The following is a 21,993-nucleotide window of genomic DNA, read 5'->3' as shown; positions in this document are numbered from 1 at the left end:
TTATGAGGACTTTGTAGAGCTTGTAGCAAAAGAAGCAGATGCATCATTGGATTTGTATTTAAGAACGATGTAAAAACCGCATCTAAACTAGTTACGGAGAACCGTATCATAAGTAAACACATAGTTTGTTGAAGAAGAAACATCAAAGAATAGTTCATATGAAAATTTTGTAGGACGTAATGACAGTTCTGGAAACATAATATCAGCTTGCTACAAAAACATTCTCCTGCGCAATTTGGTAATGTTTCTGTAGAAGATTTCTTAAAAGCGATTAATTTCGTTTAGCCATCTTTCATTCGTATTGAAGCAGCGGTAGCTTCGGATAATTCCCAAGCTATGCACTCGGCTATATGTATGCAGTACAATGGAAACATGCGATGGATAAAGACATCCCTAACTTTAACGAACTTTGCGCAAAAGGGGATTTTTCACTGATTCTCGAATGGCTAACAGAAAAAGTACATCAATACGGTGCACTAAAAAAACCATTCGAACTATTGCAAGAAGGAACATGCGAAGGGTTAAACGCAAAATACTTAGCTGATTACTTAAAAGAAAAGTATACGAAAGTGTATCAATTACAATAGAAACATTTATGAAAAATGCATTGCTAATTGTTGAGGAAACTTAACTTTTGGCAATGCTTTTTTATAGTTTGATTGATTTCCTTTCTTTGGTGAAAAAATAGCATGATAATTATCATGCTTGGTTCTTAGTTTTTGAACTCAAGGTTTACGCTTATCAAAGTTCGCTATTTAGTTCTTATTTATATAACAAAGGCAGGTTAATGCAACAATTTGAATATAACTTCGTCTGAAATATGAGGTGGTTATGTGAAAAAATGGATATTTGGTTTTTGTGTAGTAATAGGATTATTCTTTTTGCTAGCAATTTGGGTGCTAAGTAGCCTAATTTATAATGAATATGAGGTACTAGAAGCAAATTGGGGAATAAAATTACCCCAAGCAACAGAAGTTAAAGATTTACTTACTACGGAAAACAGTTCTCACGGTGATGGTGAATGGTTTACATTGTTTAAATACTCAAAACCAATTGATTTAACAGAAAGTAATTTTGTGAAACTTTCATTAGAAGAAGTACCTAATGCTAATAATGAAATAGCAAATTTTCAGCGAAGAACACTTGAAATTCGTAAAAATGATAAAACGGTAGTCGATGTTTTTAAGACCTATAATGTTAAGGCAGAAGTTGATGATTATTACTATTATGAAGGACGAAATAATAACTTTGATACGATTGTTTTATTATATAAAACACAAACTCAACAGTTATTTAAATATGAGTGGCATCAATAGGGTGGAACTCGTGAAAAATGCGTATTTATAACGTTAAGAAATTGCCTGTATATGTACGATTATATACAGATAGTGCACCAACAGCATTTTTCTGACGCTACCATATATAGAATTAAAGAGAAGTTTCTAAAATAAAAAGTTAAAATTTTAAGCTAGAAAATATATAGGGAATTGCGCAAGTAGTGGGGGTGAAGATTATGTACGAACTTAAGGATTCTCATTTCTTTATTTTCGATACTACATTTTTAGTTATAGCAGTAATAGTGGCTGTTTTATTAATTGCGAGCATCTTCTTTTTCAAAGCAAGGAAGAAAAAATAGATTGATCAGTGTTTTTTTTATAAACGGGCACGATTATTGCAGAACGAGAAGGGTAGCTATGCTGCCCTTCTTTTCTTTTTTTCTTCGGACAACCATGAGCGAGATCTGGGAATGGAAATATAAATAAAGAACTATTTAGAAAACTCCCTCTGAATGTTTGGAAGCAAAATGCACTTGAATATTAGAGATTTTTTGTAAAAACACACGATTATGTATAAAATGGTAAATAAGTAATTTTCAGATGTAACACAGAGGGGAAATATTAAAGAGATAGGTAGAAACAAGTTACTAGTAGAATAATAAAAATCCTTAATGGAGGGATAAATGATGATCGTTAAACTACCAAAAGAAAATTATTACAAGATTAATAAACTGTTGGTTAGTCCGCAAGAAAAAATTGAGAATGTATTAAATGCAGTTATTAGCGGTATGAATCAAGGGGTAGTATATGTTGATCAGATAGAGGAGCCGCGGACTGCGATAGTATACGCGGTAGGCTTAGGATACTATCTGCTCGGTGATCCAGAGAATGAGTCGTTTAACAGCCATCTGGGTAATTTAATTTCCACACAATTAAAGCAAGAAAGTCAGGATTTATGTGGAGGAACTTGGTTTATCGCCAATATCTTTAATGAAACTTGGAAAAAGGCTCTGGAAAAAGTGATTGATGAGCGTAAATATTATGTGGGTTATAACGTTTATTACGAATTGGATACGCGTCGTTTCAATAATAGTTTGGAGCAACCACGTCATATACTTGATGAAGACCTTGCCATAGTAAAGATTACTAAGGAATTGATTAATGCTGACGAGGATCTAAGAGAAGAGTTAACAGAGTATTGGTCTTCGGCGGAATCTTTTATTCAATGTGGATTAGGATATGCGGTCTTAAAAAATGATAAGGTTATTAGTACATGTTACTCATGTTGTGTGAACGGAGACCGCCATGAAATTTATATAGCAACATTTGATCAAAATGTGCAAAATCGTGGTCTGGCAACGATACTGGGACAGCAATACATAAAGGAATGCTTGGAAAAAGGGTATAGCGTTCATTGGACAACTGATGAATCGAATGAGCCGTCCAAAAGAGTGGCTGATAAATTAGGTTTTGATTATTTGCATCGATTGATGTCGTTCGAATTTGCTTTCTGATTCAAAAATGTGATTTTAAGTAAAGGAGGAAGTCTATACATTTATGAGGGCTTTTCATCAACAAGAGGATTTGGACTTCGAAGTTTAGACATGTGAAATCTCTGAATCCCACGGTGCCACTACTGATTTTGTGGAATTAGAAGGCGATATGGATGAGAGATTTAAAATAATCAATCTTTTATAGAGCCAAGAAATGGAGGAGGAACGTTGATACCGTTTTTTGAAGGGTACATGGAACTTTATTATATTCTTTCTCTTTTGGTTATCCCAGTTATTTGTTGCATAATTTTTTATTTTAAGCGCCCCAAACTTATTTGGCTTTCACCATTAATCAATTTTTTTGCGTTTATACTTGTATCGATAGTATTCTTTCCTTTTTATTTTGAAGATATTTTTAGAGCAGAGTATGATTTCACTACAATTTATTGGCTTTACTATTTCGTCCCTATTCAAATTATTTCTGCAGTACTTTTCACTGGGATAACAGATTTTATTATTAGTATAACTAAAAGAGGGAAGTGATATTGGATTACTCTAGCTGTTGTGTCTATAACAATAACCAAGAGGGGGGATTATGTTGTATCATTCGCCGTATATTTGTAATGTTGAATGGGGTTTACGTGGTGCAAGGGAAGCTGCTGAGCGCGGTGATATAATCATCATTGTCGATGTACTTAGTTTTTCTTCTACTGTAGTTACAGCATTGAGTCATGGTGCAGTAATTTACCCTTATCCGCCGCATCTGAACGGGAAACAGTTTGCTGAGCAAATTGACGCTGAATTTATTTTAGGAAGGGCAGAAGCTGCTAAACTAAATAAACCGACATTATCTCCAATTTCTTATAGTCAGGAGCATGCTAATAAAAAGTATGTATTATCTTCATTGAACGGGGCAATGTGTACTTGGGCGGTATCAAAAGTGCCCGCTTTATTAATCGGTTCTCTACTTAATGCATCTTCGGTTTCTTCCGTGGTAAACCAACTAAGAATGCAATTAAATGCAAATATTACTGTTGTTCCATGTGGTGAACAATGGAATGATGTAAGAGAAAATGAGAATAGTTTACGACCTTCTATAGAGGATTATTTAGGTGCTGGTGCAATTCTTTCTAAATTAGATGGCGAAAAATCACCGGAATCTGATGTTTGTATAGGTGCGTTTCAACATGCTAAACAAAAAATAAGTGAAATAATTTGGGAATGCGAAAGTGGAAGAGAATTACGTAATAGGGGATATGAAGAAGATGTAAGACATTGCAGTCGATTGGACGTATTTCAAACAATACCTTTGTTAAAGAGTGACCATTTTGTATCAGTGCAATTGTAAATATAAAAGCAGTGGCCCATCAAAAAAATTAAATCGCATCAAATCGGTGCGTAATAGTGTATAAAGGGGTTTTTTTACTATTTTATGGTATCATTGAATGTAGATTTCTTCTTCAACGAACGAGTAGGATTGTAGATCATTGCAAGGAAAGCACTTAACGAAAAAAATGGAGGTAAGAGGTGGAATCATTACTTTGGATAACTATTGGATTCATCATTATTGGATTTGTTGTTCTTATTTCTATGAAAAAAACTATTGAAAGTAAGCTCGCTTTTATAAAAGCAAATATGGACAGCGAGGAAAGTTCAAGAAATACTAAATCTATAATTTGGTGGATAATTAGTGTCGTAGCTTGGGGAATAGTGAGTATGATTCTTATTGTTTTGGTTTTTTTTAATTACTTTGGATAAATGGATGGTTTTTTTGAGAGTGGCCGTAGTAATGAATGTTGCTTCCAGAAATCATTAAATAGAGATTAATGTTATTTAGAGAGTAAAGAAAAACACAACCTACGCATTTTTGTGCAAGTTGTGTTTTTTTATTTACCACAAATTATTAAATCCTTTTGTTCCAGCAGGCGAATTTTGAATAATATCAATTAGTGGCATTGTGTATGCGAAAATAATTAATGCTACTAGTAATACGCCCCATAATTTAAAGTTTTCTAAAATTGCTGGTGTTTTTTCAGCACCAGGAGCTACTTCAGCTACAGGGAATTCTTCTTCGCCTTTAGGTGCGAAGAACGCTAATTTAATTACCATGTACGTAATAATGATAATCGCGATGAATAAAATTGTACCACCAACAGCTTGTGCAATTTGGTAAGGTACCCAATCATAAGCTTGTGTAGCACCACCGTATTCAGAGTACTCAGAACGACGAGGTGCACCAAGTAATCCTGCAATATGCATAGCAGCGGACATGATTAGCATGCCAATGCCCCATAAAATACCAACTATATTTCCTAAAAAGTTTAACTGAGGTGTTAATGTGCGTCCAGTTAAATGGGGAATTAACCAGAATGCTACACCAAAGAATGTTAATACTACCGCTGTTGCGACAGTTAAATGGAAGTGACCAGTAACCCAAACTGTGTTATGCACTAGTTGGTTCATTTGATAGGAAGCATTAACAAGTCCTCCTGCACCACCAGGGATAAATGCGAGCATCCCGATAAATGGAACTAGGAAGCGGCAATCATTCCAAGGTAATTTTTTAAACCAGCCTAAAATACCACGTCCACCAAGCTCACGACCGCGCATTTCAAACGTTGCAAACATAGAGAAAGCTGTCATTAATGATGGGACAACAACAAAGAATGTTAAAACAACTTGAACGAATTTCCAGAAGCCATCAATACCAGGTTCAGTCAACTGGTGGTGAATACCTACTGGGAAAGAGAAGATTAAAAATAACATAAATGATAGCCTTGCTAATGCATCAGAGAAAATTTTCCCGCCAATAATTTTTGGTACAACTACATACCATGCCATATAAGCAGGTAATAACCAGAAGTATACTAATGGATGTCCGAAATACCAGAATAATGTGCGAGTAAGTAGTACGTCTACGCGTTCAATTAAGCCTAATGACCAAGGTAAAAGCATGAATAATACTTCAACTGCAACGCCTAATGTTGCAACAAACCAAAGTAGACAGTTAACAACAGCCATAAATGTTAAGAGGGGAGATGTTTGCCCTTTATTTTCTTTACGCCATTGTGCATATTTCATAATTTGTGGTACACATAGTAACCATGAACCTACAACAACTAAAGTTAAGCCTAAATAAAAAATCCAGTGTGCTTTTAACGGAGCGTAAAATGTATAAAGTACAGTTGCTTCATTTAATAGCACCATAACTGCAGCTGCAGCAGTACCGATCGTCATTAACCAGAAACCAATCCAACCTATTTTGCGTTGTGTATTAGTAAGAGGGCCAGCTGTACGGCTAACCGCTGCAATTTGGAAGCCCATAATAAAAAATGTTGTTAAAATAAGACCGAGTAAAACACCGTGAACTGTTAATACTTGATAATAGCCAATGCCCTTAGGTAAATTAAATTGACCTGAACGAACTAATACTTGCAGTAAACCAGCTAAACCACCGAGTAATAATGCCACAAACGCGACATAAATGTTGGCCATTGCTAGGTTAGCATCTTTTCGATCTACTTTCATAAACTTAGTTACTGCTGTCTGTTGCATTTGCGTCCACCACCTTTATTGAAGAATACATGAATGCATGCCCTGTACCGCAGAATTCATTACATACAATTAAATATTCGCCTGCTTTATTAACTACTGTTGTATATTCTGAGTAATAGCCAGGCTCTAGCATCATGTTAATATTTGTACCGGCAACTTGGAAACCGTGAATAACGTCTTTCGTTGTCGCGATAAACTTTACTTTCGCGTTCAGTGGTAATTCGATTGCGCCAGGATTGTAGTTAAAGGCAGAAGCGATTAATACAACTTCGTAATCCCACTTTTTCCCTTCAACTTTATGAACACCTGGATTATCAAACGGCTCAAATTCTTCAACCCTCTCATAATCTAATGTTTTTTTCGATTGGTTCGGGTGGGTACCGTTATGAAATGCGCCAACGCCTAAAATTATTAAAAATGCAACTAAAGTAGCGCTTCCGAACACAAGCCACCATTTTTCATACTTATGTAAGTGCATGAATATCTTCCCTTTCTACTTGAAAATCATAAATTAGAAACGATCCATAAATAGGCTAAAGCAGTAGGACCAAATTAAAATGATAATTCCACCTACCGCAAAAGTCATAATAAGAGTGCCTTTTAAATCCTCTTCCGCTTTCTTCTTTTTTGCCATAAATCTCCCTCCTAGATAAAGAAGTAGTTATTGTACTTGTGTTCATCATATAAAAAAAAGTTTTCGCAAGATGTGAAAAAAATCACAGTGAAAGGTAAATTTTGTGAAAAAAATGTGAAGAATTGAGAATGAGTTTCAAAAAAAGCAAAATAAAAAACACGTCAAGCTTAATGCTTAACGTGTCTTTATACAAACTTATTTATCATCTTCGTCAATCGTCAGTAATATGGTCATGGATCCTGCACCTTCGATTGTAGCAGGTATGCAAAATGCTTGCTGGAATCCGTATAACTTTGTATTACCTACCATTACAGTAGGTGGTGTAATATCAAGCTCTAAATTAGTTGCCCCAGCATATGTACATAAATTCCCAGCTATCATATTACCAAGTTCACCAGTGAATGATTCAAGCATTTCTCCTTCAAGCGGCATGCCGAACATTGCAGAGCCAATTGCGCCAAAAGTTTTAGGCGAACTATCAATAATAACTCGTCCTCTTAAGTCACCAATTAGACCAATTAATACGCCCATTTCTTCTTGTTTATATGGTTCAACTGTAATAGATGGGGTTTTAACGTCAATATTCATTGGTAAGATTGATTTTAAAGCGTGGATTGTCCCGTTTAAAATAGTTTGAATATGCTTCGAAGTACTCATATTTTAACGCTTCCTTTATCCGACTTTTTTTTCATATTACCACGTAATCTACTAAAATGTACATGGGTCATATGTACGGCTATTGACGAAAAATCTGATTTACCGTTATAATGAGTTTGATTATTATTCTCAATTGAAGTGAAAAGGAGAGCTTAAAATGGTGTTTGTTTTTGTTAGTGCAACAGTTGTTGTTTATACAGCAGTGGGCTCATACATTTGGAAAAATACAATTAAATCTATATAAAAACAGTTTTGGCGGGGGCAGGCACTTCCACTTTTACACCACACTCAATATGTATTCCTATATAGGATACTTAACTCGTTAAATCCTTGTTCCCACCTTGCTTTTGAAGTAGAGAGAACATGCTTCTTCTGTTACTATTTATATAATATTGTAAGTTAATTATCTTTTTCTCAAACTAATCTACTAAATTTCAATAGTCAATCATTTTAGGCCATTTCAAACGATTTAATGGGTTTGAATCGAGCAGTTTTTTCGATATACTTAAAAAAGCATTTACTACTCCGTTATCAATTCGAGTACTTTAACCTTTACTCGTAACAAAATAAAAATTCCTCATACTACTTCGCTTTCGGCGGAAAAAATTCACCTCATGAAAAACCTGCAACTTGTGAAAGTATTTTCTTCAAATACTCCATTAAACATTATTACTTCTATTATTTTATTCGTTATATATGAAGGAAACATTTTCTCGCGAGTCACATCTTGTTTATGCGTCTCATGCGTTAATAGTGTTTGTATTTTACACGGTCAAAATATAGCCATCTAATTTAAAGTAAGCAAATTTCCACATTAAATTTCAAGTGCAACTAACTTGTCAGCCGCGCTCCTTGTAGAAGGTAGTTTTTTTCATTTAATACTATTTTTCTACAGAAAGCGTGGTACTATATATTTGTGACAAAAAAAAGGCAAAGGGGCATTATTCGTAATGAATGCTTTTGAACAACAATTACAAACATTATTACAGCAATCATCAATTCAATACATAATTTATAAACATAACAATGACACCGAGCGCATGGAAAAACTTAATTTATTTGCACGGAAGCTTTTGCAAAAAGAATACGTAATCGGTTTTGCAGGGCATTTCTCTGCCGGTAAATCTAGTATGATCAACGCGCTATCAGGTGAAGATATTTTAGCTGCGAGTCCAATTCCTACGAGTGCTAATATTGTAAAGGTTCATAAATCTGAAGAAGATTTTGCAATTGTCTATATGCACAATGAACAACCGATTAAATTTGAAGCGGGCTATGATTTTAAGACAGTGAAAGAACTGAGTAAAAATGGCGAACTCGTATCACAAATAGAAATTGGTCATAGTGGTTCTAGCTTACCACTTGGGGTCACAGTAATGGATACACCAGGCGTTGATTCAACTGATGACGCGCATGCGATGAGTACGGAATCGGCACTTCATATAGCGGATGTCGTATTTTACACAATGGATTACAACCATGTTCAGTCTGAGTTGAATTTTCAGTTTACAAAGCAATTAATGAAATATAATCCAAATGTTTATTTAATCGTTAATCAGATCGATAAACACCGAGAAGCAGAATTGTCATTTGAAGATTTCCGTAATTCTGTTCATCAATCATTTGCTGCTTGGGGAGTGACGCCGAAAGATATTTTCTTCACCTCATTACGTGAATTAGACCATCCACATAATGACTTTGCAAAAGTAAAGAAAATCGTGATGGATTCGATGAGCGATTGGCAGGAGCAGTTGATTGGTACAGCGAAAAACACATTAGAAAAATTACAGCATGAGCATGAAAAGTATTTAGAGGAAGAAAAGCAAGATCGACTTTCTACATATGAAGATGTATTACCGTTAGAGGATTGGGAAAATCGTGCCGATATTTTAGATCAGTACGACCAATTAGCGCTTCAAACAGAGTTGTTTTCATTTGAACAATGGAAAGCAATATTTGAAGAGAAGCGCAAAGACCTCCTGGCAAATGCGGCGATAATGCCAGCTGATTTCCGTGAAAAACTACGCAGTTATTTAGAAAGTAAGCAAGATAATTTTAAAGTAGGCGGTTTATTTAGTGCAAAGCGTAAAACGGAGGAAGAACGTTCACGCCGTATTGAAGAAGCAAACACTGCTTATCAAACAATTTTGCAGTCACAAGTTATTGGTCATATAAAGTCTTTAATGAAAGAATCTTTAAAAAATGTAGGCGCCTTAACGGAAGAACGCGCGACAGCTATTGATACTTATGCATTTAATGTGCCTTTTACAGTAATTGAAGAACAAATTCAGCCAGGCTCTCTCGTAACAGGTGATGCATTATTGAATTTTGCGAATCGTGTCGCAGAAGCAACGAAGCGTTTCTTTATTCGTGCTACAGATGAATGGCAGGAAGCACAAAAGCCGATTTTAGCTGAAGTTGCAGCAGAGGCAAGTGCACCAGTAAAACTTAAAATTAATAGTATGCAAAAGAAAATCGATGCTATTCGACAAGTTCAGGAGTTAGATCATCAAAAGGCTTATAGTGATCGAGAAATAACACAAGCAACAAATGAAACACGCTCAGAAGCGAAGGCTCAAAATGCGAAATGGTTAGCTGATTTTGAAAGTGCACTTGCTGAAATTCGACCATTTGATGATACGATGCTCACGCCAAAAGAACAGCAGCAGGTCATGGAAGAAACAGCGCTACAAACAGCGTCTACTGCGCAGTTGCAAACAGAAAGCGTTGTTGCAAATGCAATAAAAACAGCTAATGCAGTTCGTGAAGTACAAGGTTTTGCTGAAGTCGCAAAATTCTTGACGAAAAAAGTAGAGCGTTTGCAAAAGAAAGACTTTACGATTGCGTTGTTTGGTGCATTTAGTGCAGGGAAATCAAGCTTTTCCAATGCACTAATGGGCTCAAAAGTTTTACCAGTTTCACCGAATCCAACAACAGCTGCAATTAATAAAATTCGTCCAGTAACTGTTGATCATCCGCATGAAACAGCAGATGTACAATTAAAAACAGCACAACAATTATTAGAGGATATTCAAGGCTCATATGCAGCAATCGGTTTACAAGTTGGCTCTCTTGATGAAGCTTTTAACCGTGCAGATGAAGGACTGGCAGTAAAACTAACTGATGAACGTTTAAATGTTCATAAATCATTTATTCGAGCATATAAAGAAGGTTATAAAACATATGAATCGCAGTTAGGGACAGTACTTCGCGTTGACCGTGAACAGTTTGAGTTGTTTGTCGCTCAAGAAAATAAATCTTGCTTTGTTGATAATATCGATTTCTATTACGATTCACCAATAACAAGAATGGGTGTTACACTCGTTGACACTCCGGGGGCAGATTCGATTAATGCACGTCATACAGGTGTTGCGTTTGACTATATTCGAAATGCCGATGCAATTCTTTTTATTACGTATTATAACCATGCGTTTGCGAAAGCTGATCGAGAGTTTTTAATACAGCTTGGTCGTGTGAAAGACGCATTTGAACTTGATAAAATGTTCTTTATCGTCAATGCCATTGACTTAGCTTCTACTAAGGATGAAGAGGAAGATGTGAAAAATTATGTTCGAAACGAGCTACAGCGTTTTGGCATTCGTTTCCCTCGTTTATATGGTGTATCGAGTTTACAAGCGTTACGAGAAAAGCAAGAACAAAATGATTTTGGCTCAGGTATGCCGCCGTTTGAAGAAGCATTCCATCACTTCTTAAATGAAGAGTTAATGGCAATCGCGGTGCAAGCATTGCATGAAGAAATAGAAAAAACGCACCAACGCCTATTTGATTTAATTGCTCAAACAGAAGAAAACTTACTGCGTAAAGATGATCGTTTAGATGAACTAGCACAGTTAGAACAGCATATTCGTAACACATATGAAAAGTCGCAAACTACAATGCTTGAATCAGAAGTGAATCAGGAATTAGAAGAGCTGCTATATTATGTATTACAGCGTGTCTATTACCGCTACCCTGATTTCTTCCGTGAGAGCTATAATCCATCACAATTTGCGGCAATGCCTGCAGCGACAGCACTTGATACGTCATTAAAAGAAGTATTACAGGCATTGAGCTTTGACTTTGCTCAGGAAATGCGTGTAACAAACTTCCGTTTAGCACAATTTGTAGAAAAGCGTATAAAAGAACGCTTCAAGGAAGAGGCACGCAATTTAAAGGAATACAATCACAGCTTTTCATTTTTAGCATATGAGCCAAGTGAGCCGAGCTTGCTCGACTTTACAGGACCTTTTGCAGACCACAAAAAATATGCTTCTGTCAAATCGTATTTCAAAAATACGAAAGCATTCTTTGAAAAAAATGAGAAAGAACAATTAAAAGAAGCGCTTGAGCAATTAACAAAGCCAGATGCACAAGCATATTTAAATGGGGAAAAAGAACGTCTAAAGAATTGGGCAGCAAGCTATATTGCCTCAGAAGCAGAGGAACTTAGACAATATGTTAGTGGGCAAGCAATTGAACAAATTGAAACTGAGCGTTTACTATTACAAGAGGAAAGTCGCTTAGATGCTTGGAAAGCCATTTATGCACAAATTAAATAGGAGGAATTCCAATGACAAAAGTATTTGTAACAGTCGATGAAATAGTAGAAAAACCTCGCTTTATTGATACGCGTTTTTCTTTAGCAAATGTAGACGAAGGGCGTACGTTATTTGCACAAGGACATATTGACGGTGCAATTTATTGGGATTTGGAGCGCGATTTATCCAATATGGAAAGTAGCAATGGTCGCCATCCGATGCTTACAAAAGAGCAACTGCAATCATTAGTAGAGCGTAGCGGTTTAAGCTATGAAGATACTATTTATGTGTATGATCAAGGTGGTTCACCATTTGCCCCACGCGCTTGGTATATGCTTAAATATGCTGGTTTTCCGAATGTTTACATTGTTAATGGTGGGTATCCCGCACTTGCTGAGGAATTCCCTGTTACTACGGAAGAGGCTGATTATCAAGAAACGCAATTAATGCTTGATTGGCAGGATGGTATATATGCCAGCCGCGATGATGTGAAGCGTATCGTAGATGGATTAGAAAAAGTGACGTTACTTGATGCCCGCGCGACAGGACGTTACCGTGGAGAGCATGAACCGATTGATCCGATTGCTGGGCATATTCCGACAGCAAAAAACTTCGACTGGGAGCAAGTGAAGAAGGGTTCGACACTTGCACCAAACGATGTATTACTATCAAAAGTAAGCAAAGATGAAGAAATTGTTGTGTACTGTGGTTCTGGGGTAACAGCATCGCCGTTATTTGCAGTATTGGCAGAGGCTGGCTATGAAAATATCCGCGTGTATGTTGGGAGTTATAGTGATTGGATTACTACTTATGATGTAGAAGTAGGAGAGAATATTTAAATTAGAGATCCGCTAAATGGAAATTTAGCGGGCTCTTTATTACAATGAAAATGAATAGTCATTCACTTTTGGTGGGGGTGTATTTTATGTTATTAAAAAAGAGCTTTGAGCAAGGGGAAAAAAACGGGGTAATTTTCGGAAATGGTATCATAAAATTTCAAGCTATAAATTTAAATGTATACAGTTATATTGTAGATGGTGTTTGTATTGATACGGGTGCACGTTCACTAAGAAATTTATTTCGTCCATTTTATGAACAGCAAAACATTGAACAAATTGTATTAACGCACTATCATGAGGATCATTCAGGGAATGCTGCCTATTTTCAAAAAAAGGGCATCCCTATTTTAATGAATCAAATAATGCTTGAAAGTTGTACAAAAAGGGCCGATTATCCGTTATATCGTAAGTTGTTTTGGGGAGCGAGAGAGCCGTTTCACGGTCAGCCACTCGAATCTACTTTCGAATCTCGAAATGCGACTTGGGATGTAATTGAGACACCGGGTCATGCGATTGATCATGTAGCGTTATTAAATCGTGAAACGGGACATCTTTTTACAGGTGATTTATATGTGAGCTCTCGTACAAAAGTAGTACTAAAAGAAGAAAGCATTCCGACAATCATTGCATCGCTTGAAAAAGTTTTGACTTATGATTTTAATGAAGTATTTTGTAGCCATGCCGGATTATTAAAAGATGGTAGGCAACGATTGACAGTGAAGCGAGATTATTTACTCGAGCTTGAAGATAAAGTAATTGCCTTTAATAAACTAGGCTTTTCAGCAGCAGAAATTCAAAAACAGTTATTTCCTAAAAAATATCCAATTACACGAATGTCTAGTGGGGAATGGAATTCGATGAATATTGTCACTTCAATTTTGGAAGAAAAGAAAAAAATTTAATTTTTTTGTAACCTTTTTCAAATTTAGGCGACTAATTGTATGAACCTATAATAAAGGAGAGAGAGAAACTATGAAAAAATCAATTCCATTTGCGTTAGCCGCAACGTTAGCAACTAGCGTATTGGCAGTACCTGTAACTTTTGCAAAAGAGGAAGCGGTGAATACATCATTGGAAATTTCACAGGAAGAAACATCGAACTTTATAAAGCTATCAGGGAAAATTGGTGCAATCGAGCCACGCACACATGACTTCCAGTATTCTTTAATAGAAAAACAAGATGATATCTTTGCGATAACTTTCAATCCAAAGACAGTCGTATTAGACAATACAGGCAAAAAGGTTGAGTTAAAAGAGGGTATGGAGTTTACTGCATTTGTGAATAAAAACAAGCCGATGCTTTTAATTTACCCGCCACAATATTCACCAGAAATTATTATTGTGCAAACAGAAGCTATCAGTACAGCTGAAATTGGTATATTTGATAAAGACTTCGTTAATAAAACAAATAGCTTGCAATTAAATATTGCAGATGAGACAGAGATTACGGATTTAGCAGGTAAGAAATTAACGCCAGCAGAGATTGTTGATAAAGAAGTAATCGTATTTTACGGTATTACAACACGAAGCATTCCCGCTCAAACAACCCCTTCTAAAATTATTGTATTAGAAGGGGATCAAGAGGAAACGCCAGCACCAGTGGCAGAAACGAAGGATGTTATCGCAGAAATTATTGCAAAAGATCAATATATAGTAAATGGTATTACGATGGTACCATTACGCTTGCTTGCTGAAGAAATGGGCTTCACAGTAAAAACGACTGGTAAAGGTGCAATTTTAACGCGAGGCACGGAGTCGTATACATTAAAGCGCGGGGAGAAAATATACGGTCATAACCGTGCAGTTGACTATTTTGAGGAAGCGCCAGCATTACTCGAAACAAATAAAACATATGTGCCACTAGAATTTATTAACCTGCTAAAAGGCGAATAAATTATCGGGCTACCAACCTAATAATTTCTGAGACTGTCCTAAAAGTGAGTAATTTACTTACTTTGGGACAGTTTTTCTATTAGGTTTTATACAAGGTGTGAATAAGAAAAAGTCCTTCTTTGTCGTAAAGTATGAAAGGATGCACTAAATTAGAGAACAATAATCATATTATTTTTGTCTAGTTCAGTGTCGAAATAATAATAACATCATAAAAATAGAAGCATCCATGCGACTTAAACGGAAAAGGGCACGGTAATTTTTTGAAATAAAATACTAGATTTTATTAAATTATCATATTAAAGATTATTCAATTTCAATAACAAATGTATAGGAAACTGTTCCGTTAGGCCATTCTGCTATAGCTTCATAAATATACTTACCTTTTTCTGAAGGAACGGTTATTTGATTAGCATCTTGTTCGATTTCTTTTCCTCTTCCTTTGTCGTTCCATAAATAGACTTTAATTTGTGGGGTGTCTTCAATCTGAATATCAACTTTTTGGCTTGGTTTTACGCTAATTGATTTAATATGGTCTGCCATTTGATATGGAGATGCATGGTCCGTTTGTACAACTTCTATCCCTAGACCTGTTTTCCTTTGCCATTGATAATTGCCTTCTTCCATTGGATACTCAATCCCGTTAATATTAATGAGTCCTGCCATAGATGGAGGGAATTCATTTTCTATTTCTTCAGCTTCCTTAATTACGTTATTTGAACAACCTGTCATCAAAAGTATAGAGAAAGCTAAAATTACTTTAAACAAATGTCTCGATCTCATAATATCCCCCATATAGTGATGGCTATCGTATTCAACGTATCTTTGCTAACTGCTCATGCAAATAATCAACCGGTACAAATAAGCCGACCTTGCCTTCTTTTTGGTCTTTCATTGTGGCAAATACAATACCAATTACTTCACCGTCATCAGTAAATACCGGGCTTCCGCTATTTCCTTTATAAACCGGTGCTTGCATCATCATAACTGGCTTTTCCCAATCACTCAATTGCGTATAATTAATTAGCGTTCCTTCATTGGCGATACCTGTGAAATATAGTGGATTACCAATAAAATATACATGCTCCTGTTCTTTGAAATTTAAAGTATCAGCAAGTTGTAAATGGGGGAGATTATTCGCTTGAATTTTTAATATTGCTAGATCAATTGTCGGATCGCTTACAATGACTTCTGCTTCGTATATGCCATCTTCGGGAAACACAACCGTTAAAGATAATGCATCATCAATGACATGTTCGTTCGTCACGATATATCCATCATCCGAAATGGAAAAGCCAGTTCCTTTACTTTCTCCTGTAGAAATTTCAACAACGGACTTTTTATATAGTTGAATATTTTCCTGTTTAGATAGTTGTGTAGAAACTTTAATAAATTCAATAGCTGGAATCGAATAAATTTGGAAAATAACTGCGAATGTATTAAAAAAAAGCACAAATGCCATTGCGAAAATGAATAGTTTAACAGTAGGGCGCTGCTTTTTAGTTTTTGCCGTTCCGTTTAATCGCCGTTCCCGCTCTTCATCCAGTGCTTTTTGTTGTTCGGCAAGGACTAGCTCAAGGAATTCTTCTTCAGTTAATTGTTCTTCAATAGAGTTCTCTTTTTCAGTCATTAGTAAGCCCCCTTTGTTTATGGTGTAAAGGAACTATCATATTGACAGCAACTGCCCGCTTTACTTAATTGAATATAAATAAATCGAGTGCTAGCTGTACAATTAAAATAATTGTTATGAATCTAAGTAATAGCTTTGCATGTTGATTGTTAACTTTACGTGCTAGTATGATGCCGGCTTGAGAACCAATTATTGAGCCAAGCATTAAAAAGATTGTTTCAGTCCATAAAATTTGACCAGATAATACATAAGTAATCGCTGCTCCAAAGCATGTAGCAAAAATCCCGACACGACCAAGAACAACAGCTTTCATATAGCTCAATTTTTCGCCTGCGTAAATATAAAGCAGTAATGTGCCACTACCTGGACCGAACATCCCGTCATAAATTCCTACACTAATTAATAAAGCGCGTGTACGATTTTTTAAATGTAGCGTTATGTTATCACCAAAGTCTGTTTTTCCTAAAAATGATAAAACAAAAGCAAAAATAAGCAAGCATAAAGCGAGAATAGTCAACGTTTCTCCTGTAAATAGCGAAGCAATAAGACCACCCACTAATCCTCCGATAAAGCATAGTAAAACGATAGGACCCGCTTCGGCAATTGTTATTTCTTGCCGACGAAATACTGTGTAAAAGCTTGATAAAGTACTTATCGTATTAGATACTTTATTTGCTCCGATAGCGGAATGTACTGGCATTCCGAGTAAAAGCATCGTTGGTAGTGTTATGAGCCCACCACCTCCAGCCAGTGTACCTATTAAATTACCAAAAAGACCGATAATAAATAATAATGCTAGCATATAAACCCTTCTTTCTATCTACTACCCAACTTTACACTATTTATAAAACATTTGGAACTTCCTTTGTGGTTGTGAAAAAGTGAGCAATTTAGAACAAAAAAAATATGAAAAAAATGTGACTATTTCTATTGATGTAAGTAAGTAAGAGTGATCACAGTTTGTGAAATCATTCATATTTCGCCTAGTAAAGTGAAACGTGTACTGATTCACAAAGAATATCGTGATATCACAATGATTATAAAAACAAGCAGCTCTTTTTTAGTATATTAATATAATAAAAAAGAGTAGATAAATTACCATTTTTTGTTTGTGAAAAGTTGAACTTTCAAATCTAAAACATTATTATATAGAGCTTTATTGTAATAAGTTTGTGAAATTGGAAATGTAATTGTTGACTTTATTGTGATGAAGAAATATGATACTGGAATATATAGAATTCCCATTTTAGAAAGGGTGTATGAAAAAAATGGATATTATGAAAAAATCGTTAGAGATGCATGAAATGTACGGGGGAAAAATGGAAATTAAGGCAAAGGTGCCGGTAGAAGATACGTACGATTTAAGTTTAGCGTATTCACCAGGGGTAGCAGCACCGTGCTTGGAGATTGAAAAGAATCCATCATTAGTTTACGACTATACGATGAAAGGCAATTTAGTCGCGATTGTAACAGACGGAACAGCCGTACTTGGTTTAGGTGACATCGGTCCAGAAGCTGCATTACCTGTAATGGAAGGGAAGGCCCTTCTACTAAAACGTTTTGGTAATGTCGATGCTGTACCTATTTGCTTAAACACAAAAAATGTGGACGAAATAGTGCAAACGGTTAAAATGATTGCTCCAACATTTGGAGGTATTAATTTAGAGGATATTTCTGCTCCTCGTTGCTTTGAAATTGAAGATCGGCTGCGAGCAGAATGTGGTATACCAGTGTTCCATGATGATCAACATGGAACAGCTATCGTTGTTGGAGCGGCATTGATTAATGCAATCAAAGTCGTTGGCAAACAAGTAAAGGATATGAAAGTAGTAATAAACGGTGCTGGAGCTGCAGGAATTGCCATTTTACGATTATTAGTTCAAATGGGTTATACAAATGTGTTAATGTGTGATACGAAAGGGATTATTTATAAAGGTCGCCCTGATGGTATGAATCCGATTAAAGAGGGAGTTGCGCAATTAACAAATCCTGAAAAAGTAAGCGGTAGTTTATCAGATGCTCTAAAAGGGGCAGATGTTTTTATCGGTGTATCAGTTGCTAATCTTTTAACAGAGGAGCATATTAAATCGATGAATGCAGATCCGATTGTTTTTGCAATGGCTAATCCAAATCCGGAAATCACTTATGAAAATGCACAAGCATGGGGCGTTCGTATAATTGGTACAGGCCGCTCTGATTATCCGAATCAAATTAATAATATGTTAGCATTCCCGGGTATTTTCCGTGGGGCGCTTGATGTTCGTGCAACAGACATTAACGAGGATATGAAAATTGCCGCTGTATATGCGATAGCCTCTCTAGTATCAGACGAGGAGCTAGCAGAAGACTTCATCGTGCCAAAATCAATGGATGAGCGCGTTGCTGGTGTTGTAGCGAAAGCAGTTGGTAGCGCGGCTATTGATACAGGAGTATCGGCGTTATTCCAACAGCCTGTAAATGTAAATACAATATAATTATTAAAAAAGACCGAGAGCAAAGAGGGCTCTGAAAATCCTTCGATATTTCGGTAAGCAGTTGATTTTCAATATAATCAGACTGTAGACAAACTCATCGAAATTTGAGCTTGCCTACGGTCTTTTATTCGAAAAGGAGATAGTTCACAAAGAGACTCATGCAAATGAAGCAAAACTTTCTACTAATGGATAAATAAAATTTGCGTAAAGGATGTTTTCCGGTACAAGTTGTTCGATTGTCAGCATTTCAAGTTGTTCCGCTCATTGATTTGATTTTTCGTCATCTTGATTTTCATCACCTCAAGTATTTTCAGCAAGTTAAGAGTAGAATATTTTATATATAGCTAATACGCCGTGCCTGTGGAAAGGGAGCGCCTGGAAAGGAAATCAACGGTTTCTAACTAACTAATCTAAAAAGAAAAATAATTTCCATCCCCAAAAATAAACCCGCCGATTTTGCCGTTTTGGCCATACGGGTTTTTGATTTCACTATTTTTCGCTTCGATTTTATATTGCTTTTTGGAAAGCTCCTTGAACGTGTTTGTTTCTTGGAATGCAGCTTGTTCCCCATGTTCCGTTAATTTAATTGACGCAGAATAGGTCTTACTTTTTGCACCGACTTTACAACAATCTTCTCGCATTGGACTTGCTTTATTTTTTCGATATCAAAGTGGAAGGTCATCACTTGATTGGTTGCTTGATTTTTCTTCTCTGTACACGCTTGACGAATCCGCCATATGCCCAGCTGGAGAAACGGAACATTCCGCTTCTTTATTAAAATCGGCTGAATCCGCTGATTTTGGCCTACACGTGCATCCGGATCGGAAGAATAGCTTAATTGCACATCATAGTTTTCGATGAATTCTTTTAACACTTTTGCCTACGAATAAAATGAGTTGATTGGAATGCAGGCGGCGACTTCAGCGGGAACAGCGCGAGTGAAAGATCCATTTTTTTGCTTAACAAGCAAAAAAATTAGCTGGAGCCGTGCCCGCGAAACGCGTCCGCCTGAATGGAAATCAACGGCATCGAAGAAAAAGAGAGTACAAGAACGTTTTTCGTTCTTGTACTCTCTAATTTGTGCCTAAAGGCTTTTTCAGAGCCCTCAAGCAAAGAGGGCTCTTGGTCTTTTTTGGACATTTATGGACTGTAAATCATTCCGCAAATTGGTATTCACCGATTTCTTCTGTTAATTTTTCTAGTTCGTCTATTAAGCTACCAATATAAGCGATTGTGTCACGTAAAGGTTGCTCTGTTGTAATATCGACTCCAGCCATTTTCGCGAGTTCCACAGGTGTTTTTGTGCCGCCCGCTTTTAATACTTCAATCCAATCTGCTACAGCTGCTTCGCCTTCATTTAAAATACGCTGTGACACTTGTGTTGAAATAGTTAAGCCCGCAGAATATGTGTAAGGATATAAGCCCATATAGTAGTGTGGCTGACGCATCCAAGTAAGTTCAGCGCCTTCATTAATTTCAACAATGCCACCCCAGAACTCTTCTAATACGCCACGTTTTAACTCATTTAATTTAGGTGCATTTATTGAACCACCTGCATCAATAATGTCATAAACTTTTCGTTGATATGCTGCTTCAAGTAAATGCGTTACGAAGTTATGGTAGTACGTACGTGAAATAATCGTTGCAATAACCCAGCGTTTAAAGCGTGCATCTGTTGAATTTTTTAGTAAATGATTTGCCATTAACATTTCATTCATCGTAGACGGTGCTTCGATAAAGTATAGGGAAGGGCGAGCATTGAAATAATTTTGTGCTTCATTTGCTAAATAGAAGTGGCCAGCATGTCCGAGTTCATGAGCTAAAACAAATACTTCATTCATTCGACTAGTCCATGAAATAAGAATATATGGATGGTAGCCATAAGGACTTGAACAAAATGCACCAGTTGATTTACCGGCGTTTTGTGCAAAGTCGATCCAGCGCTCGTCAAATGAGCGGTCTAGCATTTTGCTATAGTCCTCTCCCAGTACTGCTAAGCCTTCCTTCATATATTTACGAGATTCTTCCACAGTAATTTTTGGCTCGTAAGAAGGGTCTAACGAAATTTTTAAATCGGCAAATGTCATTTTATCTAAGCCGTGTGTTTTTTGTAATAATTTTGCGTAACGGCGCATGTGAGGTGCTAACTCTGACATTATAAGATTAATTTGTCGGTCATAAAGTGAACGATCTACTTCTTGATGTAATAACAGTGCATCAAAAACAGAATCATAATTACGAAGATCTGCAGCTGTTTTTTCCATTGTAATATGTGTATTATAAGCTTTTGCTGTTGTATGCTGATATTCACGTAGTTTACTAGAAAACGCGTCAAATGCAGCGCGGCGAACATTTGTATCATTTTCTAATTCCCAGTCACCTTCAAATAAATTGTAGCTAAGTGGGTAACTTTTACCGTCCACTTCAAAGTTCGGGAATTGCATATCAACTAGCTTTGTCGTGTTGTATAAACCATATGCTGCATTGAATGTAGTACCGAAAGCAGCTAACGCTTTCTCAGCATCAGGATGCAATTGATGTGGTTTTTGTTTTAATAGTTTACGAATGTAATTTGCATATTGTGGCGCTTGTTCACTAGCAGCAGTTAAAATAGCTTCATCTAATTGTAATAGCTCACTTTGAACGAAAGAAGTTTGCGCACCAATTGCGGAAGTTACTTGTCCTACTTTTGCGGCACGCATTTGTGCTTCGCTACTTGTTTGATCTACACTATGTGCTAGGTTTGAATACGTACCGATTGGGACTATTTTTTCGTAAAGCTTTGAATTCGCCTCAATCACATTTACTGCACTTGCTGCATCAGTAATATTTCCTTTATACGTTTCCTCGATTGCTTTTGCGGCTGCTTTTACTTCTTCAATTGCTTGTTCGAATTGTGCTTCGGATTCAAATAAATCGTTTAAGTTCCAAGTTTCTTCAATGCTTACTTCACTTCGTTTTACTGTCGACATAAAAAGCCTCCTTATATTACGGTATTCGAAATAA

General features: G+C 36.3%; 19 protein-coding genes and 1 pseudogene. 11 read left to right on the top strand and 9 right to left on the bottom strand.

The genetic code is table 11. The features are described 5' to 3' along the window. Nucleotides 1-142: 142 nt before the first annotated feature. The 6 genes and pseudogenes from AAFN87_RS05745 to AAFN87_RS05720 all read left to right on the top strand — a co-directional run. A pseudogene (locus tag AAFN87_RS05745) lies at nt 143-587 on the top strand (carboxypeptidase M32); the annotation flags it as partial. Between the two features lie 246 nt (nt 588-833). Further along, a complete protein-coding gene (locus AAFN87_RS05740) occupies nt 834-1,316 on the top strand; it encodes a hypothetical protein (RefSeq protein ID WP_347790095.1) in 483 nt (160 codons plus the stop codon). Nucleotides 1,317-1,513: 197 nt separating this feature from the next. Beyond that, nucleotides 1,514-1,636 carry a hypothetical protein gene (locus AAFN87_RS05735; RefSeq protein WP_347790094.1) on the top strand — a complete coding sequence of 41 codons (123 nt, stop codon included), beginning with the start codon at nt 1,514-1,516 and terminating at the stop codon, nt 1,634-1,636. Between the two features lie 324 nt (nt 1,637-1,960). Further along, nucleotides 1,961-2,791: a GNAT family N-acetyltransferase gene (locus tag AAFN87_RS05730; RefSeq protein WP_347790093.1), complete on the top strand. Its 831-nt coding sequence runs from the start codon at nt 1,961-1,963 to the stop codon at nt 2,789-2,791. Between the two features lie 574 nt (nt 2,792-3,365). After that, nucleotides 3,366-4,118, top strand: a complete 753-nt coding sequence (locus AAFN87_RS05725) for a 2-phosphosulfolactate phosphatase (protein ID WP_347790092.1) — start codon at nt 3,366-3,368, stop codon at nt 4,116-4,118. Nucleotides 4,119-4,297: 179 nt separating this feature from the next. Further along, the gene (locus tag AAFN87_RS05720; RefSeq protein ID WP_347790091.1) at nt 4,298-4,528 is read left to right on the top strand and encodes a hypothetical protein; all 231 of its coding nucleotides are present in this window, start codon (nt 4,298-4,300) and stop codon (nt 4,526-4,528) included. Between the two features lie 132 nt (nt 4,529-4,660). Here the strand turns inward: AAFN87_RS05720 and AAFN87_RS05715 are convergent, their stop codons facing one another. The 4 genes from AAFN87_RS05715 to AAFN87_RS05700 all read right to left on the bottom strand — a co-directional run bounded on the left by AAFN87_RS05715 (nt 4,661) and on the right by AAFN87_RS05700 (nt 7,616). Beyond that, nucleotides 4,661-6,325: a b(o/a)3-type cytochrome-c oxidase subunit 1 gene (locus tag AAFN87_RS05715; RefSeq protein ID WP_347790090.1), complete on the bottom strand. Its 1,665-nt coding sequence runs from the start codon at nt 6,323-6,325 to the stop codon at nt 4,661-4,663. Next, complete coding sequence (locus AAFN87_RS05710) at nt 6,303-6,803, bottom strand: cytochrome c oxidase subunit II (protein WP_347790089.1); 501 nt, start codon at nt 6,801-6,803, stop codon at nt 6,303-6,305. Before AAFN87_RS05710 ends, AAFN87_RS05715 begins: the two co-directional genes overlap by 23 nt. A 33-nt stretch (nt 6,804-6,836) precedes the next feature. Further along, nucleotides 6,837-6,959 carry a hypothetical protein gene (locus tag AAFN87_RS05705; RefSeq protein WP_347790088.1) on the bottom strand — a complete coding sequence of 41 codons (123 nt, stop codon included), beginning with the start codon at nt 6,957-6,959 and terminating at the stop codon, nt 6,837-6,839. Nucleotides 6,960-7,154: 195 nt separating this feature from the next. Beyond that, nucleotides 7,155-7,616 (bottom strand): chemotaxis protein CheX, encoded by a 462-nt coding sequence (locus AAFN87_RS05700; RefSeq protein WP_347790087.1) that lies wholly within the window; start codon nt 7,614-7,616, stop codon nt 7,155-7,157. Between the two features lie 950 nt (nt 7,617-8,566). Between AAFN87_RS05700 and AAFN87_RS05695 the strand changes: the two genes are divergently transcribed. The 4 genes from AAFN87_RS05695 to AAFN87_RS05680 all read left to right on the top strand — a co-directional run bounded on the left by AAFN87_RS05695 (nt 8,567) and on the right by AAFN87_RS05680 (nt 14,886). Then, a complete protein-coding gene (locus AAFN87_RS05695) occupies nt 8,567-12,175 on the top strand; it encodes a dynamin family protein (protein WP_347790086.1) in 3,609 nt (1,202 codons plus the stop codon). An 11-nt stretch (nt 12,176-12,186) separates the two neighbouring features. Next, a complete protein-coding gene (locus AAFN87_RS05690; protein ID WP_347790085.1) occupies nt 12,187-12,993 on the top strand; it encodes a sulfurtransferase in 807 nt (268 codons plus the stop codon). A gap of 86 nt (nt 12,994-13,079) precedes the next feature. Beyond that, complete coding sequence (locus tag AAFN87_RS05685) at nt 13,080-13,895, top strand: MBL fold metallo-hydrolase (RefSeq protein ID WP_347790084.1); 816 nt, start codon at nt 13,080-13,082, stop codon at nt 13,893-13,895. A gap of 70 nt (nt 13,896-13,965) precedes the next feature. After that, complete coding sequence (locus tag AAFN87_RS05680; protein ID WP_347790083.1) at nt 13,966-14,886, top strand: stalk domain-containing protein; 921 nt, start codon at nt 13,966-13,968, stop codon at nt 14,884-14,886. Nucleotides 14,887-15,189: 303 nt separating this feature from the next. Here the strand turns inward: AAFN87_RS05680 and AAFN87_RS05675 are convergent, their stop codons facing one another. The 3 genes from AAFN87_RS05675 to AAFN87_RS05665 all read right to left on the bottom strand — a co-directional run bounded on the left by AAFN87_RS05675 (nt 15,190) and on the right by AAFN87_RS05665 (nt 17,315). Continuing rightward, on the bottom strand, nt 15,190-15,666 hold the full coding sequence (locus AAFN87_RS05675; protein WP_347790082.1) for a hypothetical protein: 477 nt from the start codon (nt 15,664-15,666) through the stop codon (nt 15,190-15,192). A 31-nt stretch (nt 15,667-15,697) separates the two neighbouring features. Continuing rightward, the gene (locus AAFN87_RS05670) at nt 15,698-16,513 is read right to left on the bottom strand and encodes a S1C family serine protease (RefSeq protein ID WP_347790081.1); all 816 of its coding nucleotides are present in this window, start codon (nt 16,511-16,513) and stop codon (nt 15,698-15,700) included. Between the two features lie 64 nt (nt 16,514-16,577). Continuing rightward, nucleotides 16,578-17,315 carry a sulfite exporter TauE/SafE family protein gene (locus tag AAFN87_RS05665; RefSeq protein WP_347790080.1) on the bottom strand — a complete coding sequence of 246 codons (738 nt, stop codon included), beginning with the start codon at nt 17,313-17,315 and terminating at the stop codon, nt 16,578-16,580. 466 nt (nt 17,316-17,781) lie between these two features. Between AAFN87_RS05665 and AAFN87_RS05660 the strand changes: the two genes are divergently transcribed. Continuing rightward, a complete protein-coding gene (locus AAFN87_RS05660; RefSeq protein ID WP_347790079.1) occupies nt 17,782-18,987 on the top strand; it encodes an NAD(P)-dependent malic enzyme in 1,206 nt (401 codons plus the stop codon). Nucleotides 18,988-19,564: 577 nt separating this feature from the next. On the opposite strand, the gene AAFN87_RS05655 is transcribed toward AAFN87_RS05660, so the two are convergent. Beyond that, nucleotides 19,565-19,861: a hypothetical protein gene (locus tag AAFN87_RS05655; protein ID WP_347790078.1), complete on the bottom strand. Its 297-nt coding sequence runs from the start codon at nt 19,859-19,861 to the stop codon at nt 19,565-19,567. A gap of 280 nt (nt 19,862-20,141) precedes the next feature. Then, on the bottom strand, nt 20,142-21,959 hold the full coding sequence (gene pepF / locus AAFN87_RS05650; RefSeq protein ID WP_347790077.1) for an oligoendopeptidase F: 1,818 nt from the start codon (nt 21,957-21,959) through the stop codon (nt 20,142-20,144). Nucleotides 21,960-21,993: the final 34 nt, after the last annotated feature.

It is taken from the genome of Solibacillus sp. CAU 1738 (assembly GCF_039888725.1).
In the GTDB taxonomy this organism is placed as follows: Bacteria; Bacillota; Bacilli; order Bacillales_A; family Planococcaceae; genus Metasolibacillus.
This window is presented reverse-complemented; position numbering and strand designations above follow the sequence as displayed.

Excerpts from the sequence above, each read along its gene's own strand:
- AAFN87_RS05665 (WP_347790080.1), bottom strand. The coding sequence starts at position 17,315 with ATGCTAGCATTATTATTTATTATCGGTCTTTTTGGTAATTTAATAGGT.
- AAFN87_RS05670 (WP_347790081.1), bottom strand. The coding sequence starts at position 16,513 with ATGACTGAAAAAGAGAACTCTATTGAAGAACAATTAACTGAAGAAGAA.
- AAFN87_RS05735 (WP_347790094.1), top strand. The coding sequence starts at position 1,514 with ATGTACGAACTTAAGGATTCTCATTTCTTTATTTTCGATACTACATTT.
- AAFN87_RS05700 (WP_347790087.1), bottom strand. The coding sequence starts at position 7,616 with ATGAGTACTTCGAAGCATATTCAAACTATTTTAAACGGGACAATCCAC.
- AAFN87_RS05685 (WP_347790084.1), top strand. The coding sequence starts at position 13,080 with ATGTTATTAAAAAAGAGCTTTGAGCAAGGGGAAAAAAACGGGGTAATT.
- AAFN87_RS05715 (WP_347790090.1), bottom strand. The coding sequence starts at position 6,325 with ATGCAACAGACAGCAGTAACTAAGTTTATGAAAGTAGATCGAAAAGAT.
- AAFN87_RS05710 (WP_347790089.1), bottom strand. The coding sequence starts at position 6,803 with ATGCACTTACATAAGTATGAAAAATGGTGGCTTGTGTTCGGAAGCGCT.
- AAFN87_RS05730 (WP_347790093.1), top strand. The coding sequence starts at position 1,961 with ATGATGATCGTTAAACTACCAAAAGAAAATTATTACAAGATTAATAAA.
- AAFN87_RS05725 (WP_347790092.1), top strand. The coding sequence starts at position 3,366 with ATGTTGTATCATTCGCCGTATATTTGTAATGTTGAATGGGGTTTACGT.
- AAFN87_RS05675 (WP_347790082.1), bottom strand. The coding sequence starts at position 15,666 with ATGAGATCGAGACATTTGTTTAAAGTAATTTTAGCTTTCTCTATACTT.
- AAFN87_RS05690 (WP_347790085.1), top strand. The coding sequence starts at position 12,187 with ATGACAAAAGTATTTGTAACAGTCGATGAAATAGTAGAAAAACCTCGC.
- AAFN87_RS05695 (WP_347790086.1), top strand. The coding sequence starts at position 8,567 with ATGAATGCTTTTGAACAACAATTACAAACATTATTACAGCAATCATCA.
- AAFN87_RS05680 (WP_347790083.1), top strand. The coding sequence starts at position 13,966 with ATGAAAAAATCAATTCCATTTGCGTTAGCCGCAACGTTAGCAACTAGC.
- pepF (WP_347790077.1), bottom strand. The coding sequence starts at position 21,959 with ATGTCGACAGTAAAACGAAGTGAAGTAAGCATTGAAGAAACTTGGAAC.
- AAFN87_RS05660 (WP_347790079.1), top strand. The coding sequence starts at position 17,782 with ATGGATATTATGAAAAAATCGTTAGAGATGCATGAAATGTACGGGGGA.
- AAFN87_RS05705 (WP_347790088.1), bottom strand. The coding sequence starts at position 6,959 with ATGGCAAAAAAGAAGAAAGCGGAAGAGGATTTAAAAGGCACTCTTATT.